Raw genomic sequence first — 12,884 nt, forward strand, 5'->3', positions numbered from 1 at the left:
GGCCGCCCCCGCTTACTGCATAACCAGATTGGTAAACAGAATGGACTCAATACCGGGACGACCGATTTTGTCCTGCATAATCGATTGCACCGTCTCGATCGCCTGCTCCCTGAGTGCACGTTTACCCTCGATGGTCATCAGTGTTTCGAATTTCTGGGTGGAAAACAGGGTGTTTAGTCGCGCCACCACCAGTGGCATATGCAGCTCAAGCGCATCGACAACCTCCTGATCGCGACTCTTCGCCTCTACGTAGGCCTGCATATAGTGGCGCTGGCCATCATCTGACTGCAGCGTCACCACAAACATCGGCTTACCCTCCAGCGTGCGCACCTTGGTATAGAGCGCCTCCTGGCGGACCTGCTCCACCTCTTCGACTGCCGTCTCGTCACCGCCGGAGAGCAGGAAAAACGCCGTCGCCCCGCCGCCGCCGAGCACCAACAGTGCCGCGATGGCGATGATAATGATCAACCTCTTCTTGGACCCTTTACCGCTTCCGTCCTCAACCTGGTCCTGAGCACCCTCAGCCATTGCCACCTCGTCACCGTGCCGAATGGGCAAGAAATTTTGCCCGCCCGATCAAATCAGGCGACTAATATAACACACTGATTTTAGGTCTGAAGCATCAGGCGTAGTAGTCGACCAGCCCGACCGCCACCGTCTGTACACCCGCTATCGACTCAGTGCCATCATCCAGACCGGAATATTGACCAGCACCTCCCTGTCCGCGCGCCTGGGACGACTCCCCCCCCCTACCATTCGCCGACTGGTCCGACACCGATGACTGGCTCAGCTCAAGCCCCTGTTCGGCAAACATCTCCCTCAAGCGTGGCATCTGCTGCTCGATCACATCGCGGACCGCCGGGTGCGGCGAGCTGAAACTGACGCTGACCTGATCCTGCCCGGACACACGGATACGTATCTGCATAGCGCCAAGCTCGGGCGGGTCCAGTTTGATTTCGGCGCTTTTCGGGCCGTACTGGGCCATCATCACCGCCCGCTGCCCCATCACTCGCCCCCAGGCCGGATCCTGCAGTCGCTGCAGCGCTGCACCACTCAGCGTATCGGACAAGGCCCTATCCGAAGCAGGAGCCACCGGTGCCGACACAGTGCCGCTCGCGGTCGCAGCCTTGACTCCCCCCGCTTCGGTCCCGCCCCCTACAAACTGGCGGACGCTGGCGGCCAGCAACTCCGAGTCATCCTGCGCACCCGCCGCCTTAATTCCGCTCCCAGCAACTGACAACTGGCGATCAACTGGTTGACCGGGGTCGCGCGACTGCGAATGCTGGCCAGCCTGCTGTTGATCACCGGCACCTCCAGATTCACCCCCGGCCATGGCGCCCGCTCGCTGCGCCCCCGGAGCCGCGATCAGGGCAGCGTCAGATTTTGCTACGGTATCTCGAGCATTCTGCATCCGATCCGGTGCGTCTGTTGGCCTGACGGCAGTTGCGACCGATAATTCATCCTCAGGCTCAACGTCGACAACCGGTTGCCGTTCACCGCCGGCCGATGCTGGTGCTACCGAAACCTCATCCTGTTGCTGCGCACTTCCGCTGGGTGTGGATTGATCAGCCGCCTCGACACCTCTGGCGCCCTTTTCAATACCCGCCACTGCTTCGACAACATCCCCGGCCCCCTGCCGGGATACTGACTCCGCAACTCCGGTCGAACTGGCGTCCTGGGCGACTACCGCCGCATTCCCGCCAGACACCGGCTCGCCATCAGTCTCGGCCGGCACCGGCGTGACCGCAGCCTCAGGCACCTGAGTCTCTCCCCCCCGCCCCTGCTCCCGGGCAATGGCAGAAACCTGCTGGCCATGATTGTCAGCCGATGAAACCGCCCCCTCCCCAGTCTGGCCGCGATTCTGCAGCGCCGCTTCGCGCACATCCGGCCGCGCAGCCTGAGCTGGCATGGAGGATTCGGCATCAGCAGAGTCCGGCCTTGACCCGGCGACGTCCTGCTGCCGTCCGGACTCGGTTTCAGCCAGATCGGCCAGCTCGGCAGGCACCGCCGAACTCTCCGCCGGTCTATCGAACTCGGCACCCAGCTGACCATCCATCGGTGTTTTCAACTCAGCCACCTGGGTTTCATCGGCCGCTCCCTGCAACAGGCCTTCAGCCGCCGCATCCTCGACCTCTGTCGGCTGCGTTCCGTTCGGCGCAGGCGCTTGCTCCTCCCCGTCGTCATTGCCGGCCACCCGCTTGTCCGTCTCGACGGCTTGAGCCTGATCCTTGCTGGCGGTACCCGCCTCAGCTTTGGCTTCGGCCTTTTCATTAAGCCGGGCGCCATCCTGTTGCCGCTGGGCTGGCAGAGTTTTTCCCTCCTCCGGCAATTTTTCACCGTCGGCATGCTGAGCACCGCCATCCGCTGCCTGCATCTCTTGCATCCATTGCCCAAAGCTGTGCTCGGCTCCTGATCCGCCCGACAGTACAGAACTACCGGGTGCCGCAGCCGAACGTGCGGCAGGTGCCACGCTAGTGACGCTGATACTGGAAAGCGAGACGCTCGATGCCGGCATGGGCACTCCTCGAACTATTGCGTTAATTGACCATCAGTCAATCTAGCAATAACAGGGCCAGAGCTAACAGGCGCGCACAAGATGGGTAGAAAGGAGTGATTCAAATGAACGATGCGGGGGTATGCTGAGAGCGCTCGTCGAGCTGCTGCTGGAGGCGCTTTTCATCCAGCAGGCGCTTATCCTTCTGGGCTTTTTCCAACAGTTTCTGCATCGCCCGATAATGCGCCTGAGTCTTGCGCCAGTACGCCTCGACCTGCTCGAGTTGCGCCCGGCTCTGCAGCAACGCCTCTTGCTGTTGCCGCCCTGCGCCGCTGACCTTGCCGATGAACGCCTGATAGGTCTGCAACTGAGCGCAGGTCAGCCCGCCGCGACCGGCGTCGGTAAACTGCTGCTGATATTCCAGCTGATAGGCCTTGAGCTGCTCCAACCCCTTCTCAGCCTGTTCAACCCGCTGCTGGGACTCCCCCAGCAGACGATCCGCCTCTTTGCGCTTGCGCTCAGCCAGTTTAAGCAGCAACTGAAAGCGCTCAATTCGCCGCCTCACTCCATCACCTCCTCAGCTCTAGGCTCCACCACCGACCCGTCGCACACCCGCCACCGGCTGGTTGGGTTTGGGTTGGGCTGGCGGCGTCTGCATGATAACCGCCAACTCCTGGATCGATCTCTGCATCGGCATGGGTTCCTGCATTCCCTGCTGCAGGTAGGCTCTGAGCACCGGCATCAGGTCGATGGCGCGGTCGGTTTCCGCGTCCGAGCCACGGGCATAGGCACCGACCGCGATCAGGTCTTCGTTCTGGTGATAACGCGCCCAGATACGCTTCATCTGCATGGCGAGCTGCAGATGGGCGGGATCCACTATCTGCGGCATGGCTCGGCTGATGGAGGCCTCGATATCGATCGCCGGGTAGTGCCCCCGCTCGGCCAGGTCACGCGACAGCACCACATGCCCATCCAGAATCGCCCGAGCAGAATCCGCCACCGGATCCTGCTGATCATCGCCCTCGGTCAGTACGGTATAAAAGGCGGTAACCGAACCGCCACCGGTTTCACCATTGCCGGCCCGCTCCACTAGCTTGGGCAGCTTGGCAAATACAGAGGGCGGGTATCCTTTGGTCGCCGGTGGTTCGCCCACTGCCAGCGCAATCTCACGCTGTGCCTGGGCATAACGGGTCAGGGAGTCCATCAACAGCAATACGTTTTTGCCCTGGGCACGGAAATATTCCGCGATCCGCGTGGCCAGCTGTGCCGCACGCAGACGCATCAGCGGCGAGTCGTCCGCCGGGGACGCCACGACCACGGATCTTGCCATCCCCTCGCTGCCGAGACTGTGATCGATAAACTCGCGCACCTCTCGTCCACGCTCACCGATCAAGCCGACAACGGTAATCTCGGCTTCGGTATAGCGGGTCATCATGCCCAGCAGCACGGACTTGCCGACACCACTGCCGGCAAACAGCCCCAGACGCTGTCCGCGCCCGACCGTCAGTAAGCCATTGATCGCACGCACACCGACATCCAGCGTCTTTTCGATCGGGTGGCGCTTAAGCGGATTGATCGTCTCGCCGGCGAGGGGCACCATATCTTCGGCATCCAGCGCCCCTTTGCCATCCAGCGGCCGCCCGATTCCGTCGATCACCCGCCCCAGCAATCCAGGGCCCACCGGCACCAGACTTGCCCCCACCTTCGGCGTTACGCGTGCACCGGGGCTGAGACCATCGATACTGTGCAGCGGCATCAGGTAGATCCTGTCCCCGGCAAACCCCACCACCTCGGCTTCTGCCTGCTGACCGCCCCCCACCTCAACCAGGCAATAGTCCCCCAGCGCCACGCGCAGCCCCACCGCCTCCAGTGTCAGTCCGATCAGGCGGGTGATCTGTCCCTCGGTACTGGGTCTTGGCGATTGATAGGGGATATCGAGATAACGGGAGATCCGACCGGCCAGCCTAGTCATGATGCTGCTCCGTCGTCTCCACCTTCTGCGGTCGCCGGCAACAGGTGCTCCAGCAACTGCTTGGCCACCTGATCGAAACGCGTTTCCACACTGGCGTCGACACGGCAGGCTCCGGCGCGCAATACGCAGCCGCCGGGCGTTAGCGACCCATCCGCGACCAGCTCCCAGCCCTGCTGCTCAGCCTCAGGTTGTACCAGGGGCAGATCATCCGGGTGCAAGGCGAGAACAGGCGTCCCCGCATGCGGCGGTATGCAGGCCAGTGCGCTGCTGATGGTTGTCTGCAGCACTTCCGGTCGACTGCGCAGTTCCGCCTGCACCACCGCTTCGGAAAGCTGCGTCACCAGACGAATCAGCAGCGTCTCCAGCTCCGCCCCTTGCTGTTCGAGCGGGCGCTGCAGCTGGTCGATAATCCCACTCAGGCGGGCAACCTGCTCGTCGATCCGGGCCCTACCTTCGTCCAGACCCAGCTGCACGCCCTGCGCGTGCCCCTCCTGCCGCCCCAACTCCATGCCCTCGACATGTCCCTGCTCCAGCCCTTCGGCACGGGCGGCATCGCAGATCTCTTGCCACTGCGCCAGCGTCAATTTTTCGGCGTAGACCTCTTCCTCGACGACCTGCACTACGGGTTGAGGTTTCGCCGGGCGCTTCTGTGCCAGCGCGATCAAGCGCTCATGCTCGGTTTCGCTCATATCCGGCAATTGCCAGGTGCTGACCTCGCGCACCTCGCTCGCACGGATACGGATGGGTTTTCGAGACTCGGGTTTCATATCCTTAGATCATATCTTCACCGCCGCCACCGAGTATAATCTCACCCTCGTCGGCCAGGCGGCGCGCCACGGACAGAATCTCTTTCTGTGCCGCCTCAACTTCGCTGACACGTACCGGCCCCTTCGCTTCGAGGTCGTCACGCAGCAGCTCGGCAGCACGTTTGGACATGTTTTTGAAGATCTTCTCCTGCAGCGCCGTATCGGCGCCCTTCAGCGCCACCACCAGAATATCGGTGGAGATTTCGCGCAGGATCACCTGAATACTCATATCGTCCACGTCGAGCAGGTTGTCGAACACGAACATCAGATCCTGGATCTCCTGCGCCAGGCCCTCGTCGGTGTCCTTGATCGCATCCATCAATTCGGCTTCGATGGTTGAATCCAGGTAGTTCATGATATCCGCGGTATGGCGTACGCCACCCAGCCGCGTGGTCTGACTGGTACGCGTACCGCTGAACTGGGACTCGAGCATGTCATTGAGTTCCTGCAGCGCCTGAGGCTGGATGCGATCGAGCGCGGCGATGCGCATCACCATATCGGTGCGCACCTTGTCATCGAAAAAGCTGAGCACACTGGCCGCCTGATCCGGGTCCAGATAGGCCACCACCACCGCCTGGATCTGCGGATGCTCATAACGGAGCAGCTCGGCGACCTGACGCGGATCCATCCAGCGCAGCGTATCGAGTCCCGAAGTATTAGTTGTCATCAGGATGCGATCGATCAGCGTCTTGGCCTTCTCTTCGCCCAGCGCCTGGTTCAACATCGCCTTGATATAGCGGTCGTTGTTGATGCCGATACCGGTCTGATCGCTGACCACACCAAGAAAATCGGTCACCACCGCCTCGACACGTGACTGAGGAACATTGTCCAGCTGGGTCATCGCCTCACCGATGCGCTGCACCTCCTTGGGCCCAAGGTGTTTAAGCACCTCCGCCGCATCGGACTCACCCAAGCTGATCAACAGAATGGCGGCCTTTTCGATATCGGTCAATTCACTCACGCTCAACCACCCACTGGCGCACCGCCTGCGCTACCTTTGCGGGATCCTCTGCCACCATGCTGCGTATGGCATTAAGCTGATACTCGAAACTTTCGTTGGGTGTCGCCATCATGCTCTTGTCGATACCGCCAAAGGTCACCTTATCATCGGCGATCCCGGCACCCTCAAGCCCCTCGAGCTCGGCCGACACATCCCCGGCTGGCCCCAGTTTGAGCTCCTCCTTGCCCGAGCCGGAACTGGCCAGGCTTTTCAAAATCGGCCGCAGCACGCCAAGCACCAGAATCAGCACGAATAGCGCGGCCATGAGTTGCTTGCCGAGATCCCAGAACCACTCCTGCTGCCAGAACGAGAGTTCCTCCTCCTGCACCTGCTCGGGTGGCACAAAGGGCGAATTCACCACGGTCACACTATCACCGCGCACTGCAGAGTAACCAACCGCATTCTGCACCAGCAGACGCAGGCGTTCCAGCTCACCCTGCTGCCACTGAGTCCGGATCTGACTACCGTCTTCCGGATTAACGCTCACCAGGTCATCGACCACGACTGCGACACTCAGCCGCTGCACCCGCCCCTGCTGATGTTTGGTATAGCTAACGGTGCGATCCAGCTCGTAGTTGCGCACCGCCTGCTCCCGACTCGAACCGCTGGCGGTCCCACCGGTTGCCAGCGCACCACCATTTGCCCCAACCTGCTCCGGCACACTGCTCGGACCTGGCGGCTGATTGGACAGTGCTCCCGGCACGCCACCGACATCGGCACCCGCGGCACGATTCTCCTCCAGTGTTTTCTCACTGCGCAGGGCGGGCAGATCCGGATTGTACATCTCGTCTGCCTGCTCGATCTGGGTGAAATCGATCTCCGCCGACACCTCGGCCCTGAAATTACCCAGTCCGAGCACCGGCTGCAGTATGCTGTTTACACGATTGAGCAGGGTATCTTCGATACTGCGGGTGTATTCGAGTTGCTTGGCCGCCAGCACCACATCGACATCGGCATCGCGCGTATTCAGTAACCGCCCCTTTTGATCGACAACGGTGACATCATTGACGTCCAACTCGGGAATACTGGAAGCCACCAGATTGGCGATTGCCGCAACCTGGTTGCGCTCCAGCGAGCGACCTGAGAACAACTCAACAAATACGGACGCGCGGGGCTTGCGTGAGTCGCGGATAAATACCGAATCTTTCGGGATCGCCAGGTGTACGCGCGCACTTCGTATCGCCAGCATGCTCGATATCGTTCTCGCCAGCTCACCCTCCAACCCGCGACGATAGCGCGCCGTTTCCATGAACTGACTGGTACCCAGCCCCTGATCCTGGTCAAGCAGCTCGAAACCTACCGTTTTATCATCAGTGAAACCATCGGCAGCCAAGCGCAGACGGGCCTGATGGACCTGATCCTGCGGCACCAGTATCGCGCGCCCGGCCGCGTCGAATTCATAGGGGATCTGCAGCTGCTCCAGCTGCCCGATGACATCATTGGCATCGGCAAAGGTCAGATTGGAGAAGAGGACGCGGTAATCGGGCTCCTGAGACCAGAGCACCACAGCGAAGCCAATGGCGATACTGGCGGCCAGCCCCACCATCAAACCGAGCTGGCGCAGGATCCCCAGGCCGTTAAAGCCCGACATCCAGCTCCCCTTCGCTCCGATTTGTCCCGCCGTATTATCCATGCAGCCTCAAAAAGCTATTAGAACGATATTCAGATCGACATACTCATTACATCTTCATAGGCCTTGACCAGACGGTTGCGCACCTGGGTCATGGCCTGAAAGGAGACCGAGGCTTTCTGCGCCTGAATCATCACCTGAGGCAGATCGACACTAGGATCACCCAGCTCATAGGCCGTCGCCAATTTTTTGGCTTCCGCCTGTTGGGAATTGACCTCATCGATCGCCATCTTCAGCAGGTCACCGAAGCCCCCCTTCTGGACCTCTTCAGCCTTCTGCCCGGCCACGACCTGCGGCATCTCAATCTGACGTGCTCCTTGCTGAGCTTGCGCCTTCAGCGCACGCATCTGCTCGAGAACCCCGTTGATATCGGCACGTTCGATCATGCAACACCCCTAAACTGCGCGGCAATATTTTGACATTATAGATTTCAACCGCTCGGCTTCAACCTTTTACGACCCGAAAGGCGACAATTTTCCGTCATACGCCAGCTTTCATGTCGCTTAAGCATGAATCAAGCAAAAAACGGGCCATGAGCCCGTTTGTTTTTTGACACTCGAAAAAGTGCAGCAGATTGCAACAGATTAATGAGTATGGGACGGTGACTGTCCGTGTTTCAGTCGCACATACATTAATGCCACAGTGATCGCATCACCCAAGGCGGTGTGACGCTGAATAATCGGTATGTCTAGCTTGCTGGCAATGGTATCGAAGCGCAGATCCACATCGCCACCAACATGCTTCCATTTGATGATGTCATGATAGACATGGGACAGTTCGATTGCCTTGTTTGGCAGACCAAAGCCGTACAGCGGGCGCAAGAACTTGTCGATAACGCGAATATCATAGTTGACGTAATAACCGAGGATCGGCCGGTTGCCGATGAAATTCAGCAACTGTTCCAGTGCGTCCTCCAGTTCGATGCCGTCAACGAGGTCACTGGCTCTGATCTTATGCACCTTGATCGATTCACCAGAAAGGCTGGCTGGTGGCTTGAGCCGTATATCCAAGCGGTCGCTGGTCTTCACCTTTTTTCCCTGGATACGAACAGCGCCGATGGACAGTATCTCAGCCTGCCCGACCTCCAAACTTGTCGTTTCGCAGTCCAGAGACACCACCTCGTCACCATCATAGGACTCGAACAGATTCGCCCAGGGCCCACTCTTGTGCGTGCGCCTATCCTGTAAGCGCCGTATCGTTCTAGGAATTATCATGTTTAGCCCCCCAGGTGATAACGCAGCGTCAAATGCTTCTTGAAGCTCTTCACCACCTGCAATGCATCACGTAAAAGATCACGTTCCATCTTATTCAGGCGCTGCAGTTCAATCAGGTTAGGCGTCGGATCGAAACCGTCGTCACTCTCCTCCACCCGACGCATCTGCTGGCGAAGTCGAAGCTGAACGAAAAGCGATAACGCCTCGGAGATCTCCTTGCCCTCTTTTTCCTGTAGCTGCCCCGATTCGATTAGTGCCTCTATACGCTTATAAGTGTTAGTCGCCAGAATCCGGTGTTCAAGCGCGAGCGTGCGCACGCCGTGCACAATCGGGAAGATCCCCCCCTTTTTTATATCAAGCTCCGCCTTGTCCTTGAGATTACCGAAAAAGGTCAGCGGGGTATCGAACTCGATCGCCGCTCGAGCAAAGTGGGAAAAGAAAACATCATTATTGCGCAGATGGCGCAAGAACCAGTTGCGCGCGACCTTAAATAGCGCCTGATTACCCGCCACCGGCTTGGCATCCACGGCGATTGCCAGCTTCATCTGCGCCTCCCCTTCACAGGTTTCAGCCCAGTCACTCAGTTTCTGCGTCCAGTCACCGACCGAATTGACCCACTCAGGGTTGGACACCATGATATTGCCCGGACAGGGCGGAAATCCGAACGAAATAAGCTGCTCGCTGAAGCTGTTCATAACCTGCTGCATCGCGGCCCAGGAGAGCCCATCGCGAAACAGCAGTGCATTATCCTGGTCGGTTTTCATGATCTGCTCGCCGCGCCCCTCTGAGCCCATGACGATCAGGCAGACATGCGGCTGCATGTCGACCGGTATCACCAGATCGAACAGTTTGGCAATGATACGGCCATTCATGGCCGCCAGCAGATCCATGGTGAACCGGATCTTGACCCCGGTTGAGATCAGCGCCTTGATCAGATCGTTCAGCCCCTGGGCGGCTTCGCGTAGATCATCGATCGACGAGGCGCGCTCGATACGAATACCGATCACATGGGAATGGCTGGAGAAGTAACTGAGCACATCGGTCAGCTCCACCACACCGACCAGCGTCTGGCCACTCATCACCACCACACGCTCGATCTGCTGCCGGGTCATCATGACCAATGCGTTAAACAGATAGTCATCGGGATCGGCGGTCACCAGCCGATAGGAGGCAAGGTCGGACACGTCGCTATCCAGCGCCAACCCTTTCAGCACCACGGCATCGAGCAGGTCGGTGCCCGTTACCATACCGAAGCGCCCCCCCTTTCGCGCCAACAGACAATCAGCCTTGGACTCCCGCATCAACTGCGTCGCTGCGCGGATGCTGGTACCCTCGTCGACGATCAGTGGCTCGCGTATGGTAGCGCTGGTGATTTTCGACAGCATGAACTCGGCCATATCCTGACCCTTGCCATGCTGAGCGGCGATCTCGGTTTTAACTGCAAAATCCTGCTGAAAGTAATCCGCAAACAGCGCATTACTCTGCATCAGCTCAAGCAGAATGCGGGTGGGCAGGATATGACAGATCGTCTCCTCTTCAGCGATAAAATCGTGAATCGCCCGCCCCCGTAGAGCTGACCAGCCGCCGAAATAGTCTTCGTTCTCGTAGTGGACATACACATGCTGCTGATCCTCACCGGCTTCGCTCTCCCTCACCCGCCCCTTGAGGATAACGTGCACCCCTTCCGGCACATCCCCGGCGGCGATGATTTTCTCACCCTGCTGAAAGTAAGCCAGGTCGAGGTTAGTGTTGACCAGAGCCTGCTCCTGCTGATCCAGCAAGCTGAATGGGATGTTGTCCATCTTGAACGAATCGGTCATTCGATCCTCCTCGTATGCGATATCCCTGACTTAGCAACGCATGCCAAGCCGGCCCTGCCATACGGGCTTATCATTGAGTAAAGCAGAAGGGGCACACCAACCTGCGCCGGTGTGCCCCTCCTTGTTATCGCGACTGATTCAGCGATCAGTGCGCATGAGCTGCACCGGCACCACGCGGGATACGGATATCCTCAACGATGTGCTGGATCTCTTCCGGCGGCGGCGGGGTCATAGCGGACACCGCATAAGCCACGACGAAGTTCAGGATCATGCCAACGGTACCGAAGCCCTCTGGAGAGATGCCGAGGAACAGCTGATCAGCGGAACCACCCATGAACTTGAAGTAGATGATGTAGGACATGGTCGAAACCAGACCCACCAGCATACCTGCAACTGCCCCCTGGGTATTCATGCGGGTGCTGAAGATACCCATGATGATGGCCGGGAAGACCGAAGAGGCTGCCAGACCGAAGGCCAAGGCTACCACCTGAGCCACGAAGCCCGGCGGGTTGATACCGAAGTAACCGGCGATCAGGATCGCAACGATTGCAGCAAGACGCGCATACATCAGCTCCTGCTTGTCGGTGATATCCGGTTTCAGCGTCTTCTTCATCAGGTCATGCGAGATCGAGGTCGAGATAACCAGCAACAGACCGGCTGCCGTAGACAGCGCCGCTGCCACCGCGCCCGCGGCAACCAGAGCGATAACCCAGTTCGGCAGCTGCGCGATCTCCGGGTTGGCCAGTACCATGATGTCGCGATCGACATAGACTTCGTTTGCACCTTCGGACGGGTTGGTGGTGATGCGCTGCATATCGGCATTACCGTCTACACGACCATCGCCGAAGGCAGGCTTGCCGCTACCCGCAAAGGCGTTGCCGGCAGAGTAGTGCACCTTGCCGTCGCCATTCTTGTCGGTCCACGCGATCAGACCGGCATTTTCCCAGTTCTTGAACCAGGACGGCATCTCAGCATAGGCAACACCAGCGTTATCCTGACCATTGATGGTCTGGATCAGGTTCACGCGACCGAAGCCTGCAACCGCAGGTACGGTGGTGTACAGGATAGCGATAAAGATCAGCGCCCAACCGGCGGACAGACGGGCATCCTTCACGCGCGGAACGGTGAAGAAGCGCACGATAACGTGCGGCAGACCAGCAGTACCGCACATCAGTGCAGCGGTCAGGAAGAAGATGTCGATAGTGGTCTTTTTACCGGCAGTATATTCGGCGAAGCCCAGCTCCACGGACAGTTCATTCAGCGTGGTCAGAACGGATTTGCCGCTTTCCAGGGTAGCCCCGAGACCGGTCTGAGGCAGGAAGTGCCCGGTTACCTGCATGGACAGGAAGATCGCCGGCACCATGAACGCCAGGATCAGTACGCAGTACTGAGCCACCTGGGTGTAGGTGATCCCTTTCATGCCGCCGAGCACAGCATAGAAGAATACGATGGCCATACCGATGATAACGCCGGTATTGATATCCACGTGCAGGTAGCGGGAGAACACGATACCTACACCGCGCATCTGACCCGCCACATAGGTGAAGGAGATGACGATGGTGCAGATAACCGCGATGGTGCGCGCGGTGCTGGAGTAGTAGCGGTCACCAACGAAGTCAGGCACGGTGAACTTGCCGAACTTACGCAGGTAGGGCGCCAGCAGCATCGCCAGCAGCACGTAACCGCCGGTCCAGCCCATCAGATAGGCGGTACCGTCACGGCCGATAAAGGAAACGATACCGGCCAGGGAGATGAACGATGCAGCGGACATCCAGTCAGCCGCAGTCGCCATACCGTTGGCAACCGGCGGCACACCGCCACCTGCCACGTAGAACTCTTTGGTAGAACCCGCGCGCGCCCATATCGCGATCCCGATATAGAGCGCGAACGACCCCCCGATAAACAGGTATGTGAGCAGATCAAGACTCATAGTGAGCGTCCTTCGTAC

At 59.2% G+C, this 12,884-nt stretch carries 11 protein-coding genes; all 11 read right to left on the reverse strand.

Translation table 11 applies throughout. The features are described 5' to 3' along the window. Positions 1 to 12 precede the first annotated feature (12 nt). The 11 genes from IEX40_RS18695 to IEX40_RS18745 all read right to left on the reverse strand — a co-directional run bounded on the left by IEX40_RS18695 (position 13) and on the right by IEX40_RS18745 (position 12,866). Complete coding sequence (locus IEX40_RS18695) at positions 13 to 528, reverse strand: flagellar basal body-associated FliL family protein (protein WP_188751073.1); 516 nt, start codon at positions 526 to 528, stop codon at positions 13 to 15. A gap of 94 nt (positions 529 to 622) precedes the next feature. Then, entirely contained in the window at positions 623 to 2,515 is a 1,893-nt protein-coding gene (locus tag IEX40_RS18700; RefSeq protein ID WP_188751075.1) for a flagellar hook-length control protein FliK, read from the reverse strand. Between the two features lie 100 nt (positions 2,516 to 2,615). Continuing rightward, positions 2,616 to 3,059, reverse strand: coding sequence for a flagellar export protein FliJ (gene fliJ / locus IEX40_RS18705; RefSeq protein WP_188751077.1), 444 nt, complete (start codon positions 3,057 to 3,059; stop codon positions 2,616 to 2,618). A gap of 18 nt (positions 3,060 to 3,077) precedes the next feature. Next, positions 3,078 to 4,466 carry a flagellar protein export ATPase FliI gene (fliI, locus tag IEX40_RS18710; protein WP_188751079.1) on the reverse strand — a complete coding sequence of 463 codons (1,389 nt, stop codon included), beginning with the start codon at positions 4,464 to 4,466 and terminating at the stop codon, positions 3,078 to 3,080. Next, entirely contained in the window at positions 4,463 to 5,233 is a 771-nt protein-coding gene (locus tag IEX40_RS18715; protein ID WP_188751081.1) for a flagellar assembly protein FliH, read from the reverse strand. The genes fliI and IEX40_RS18715 overlap by 4 nt, the downstream gene beginning before the upstream one ends. 4 nt (positions 5,234 to 5,237) lie before the next feature. Then, positions 5,238 to 6,233 carry a flagellar motor switch protein FliG gene (fliG, locus tag IEX40_RS18720; RefSeq protein ID WP_229680837.1) on the reverse strand — a complete coding sequence of 332 codons (996 nt, stop codon included), beginning with the start codon at positions 6,231 to 6,233 and terminating at the stop codon, positions 5,238 to 5,240. Continuing rightward, the gene (gene fliF, locus IEX40_RS18725) at positions 6,226 to 7,905 is read right to left on the reverse strand and encodes a flagellar basal-body MS-ring/collar protein FliF (protein WP_188751085.1); all 1,680 of its coding nucleotides are present in this window, start codon (positions 7,903 to 7,905) and stop codon (positions 6,226 to 6,228) included. Before fliF ends, fliG begins: the two co-directional genes overlap by 8 nt. 29 nt (positions 7,906 to 7,934) lie before the next feature. After that, positions 7,935 to 8,288, reverse strand: coding sequence for a flagellar hook-basal body complex protein FliE (gene fliE / locus IEX40_RS18730; protein WP_188751087.1), 354 nt, complete (start codon positions 8,286 to 8,288; stop codon positions 7,935 to 7,937). Between the two features lie 198 nt (positions 8,289 to 8,486). After that, positions 8,487 to 9,116 (reverse strand): 3'-5' exonuclease, encoded by a 630-nt coding sequence (locus IEX40_RS18735; protein WP_188751089.1) that lies wholly within the window; start codon positions 9,114 to 9,116, stop codon positions 8,487 to 8,489. A 2-nt stretch (positions 9,117 to 9,118) separates the two neighbouring features. Continuing rightward, the gene (locus IEX40_RS18740) at positions 9,119 to 10,936 is read right to left on the reverse strand and encodes a putative nucleotidyltransferase substrate binding domain-containing protein (RefSeq protein WP_188751091.1); all 1,818 of its coding nucleotides are present in this window, start codon (positions 10,934 to 10,936) and stop codon (positions 9,119 to 9,121) included. A 145-nt stretch (positions 10,937 to 11,081) separates the two neighbouring features. Beyond that, positions 11,082 to 12,866, reverse strand: coding sequence for a sodium:solute symporter family protein (locus IEX40_RS18745; protein ID WP_188751093.1), 1,785 nt, complete (start codon positions 12,864 to 12,866; stop codon positions 11,082 to 11,084). Positions 12,867 to 12,884: the final 18 nt, after the last annotated feature.

It is taken from the genome of Marinobacterium zhoushanense (assembly GCF_014641945.1).
Lineage (GTDB): Bacteria > Pseudomonadota > Gammaproteobacteria > Pseudomonadales > Balneatricaceae > Marinobacterium_D > Marinobacterium_D zhoushanense.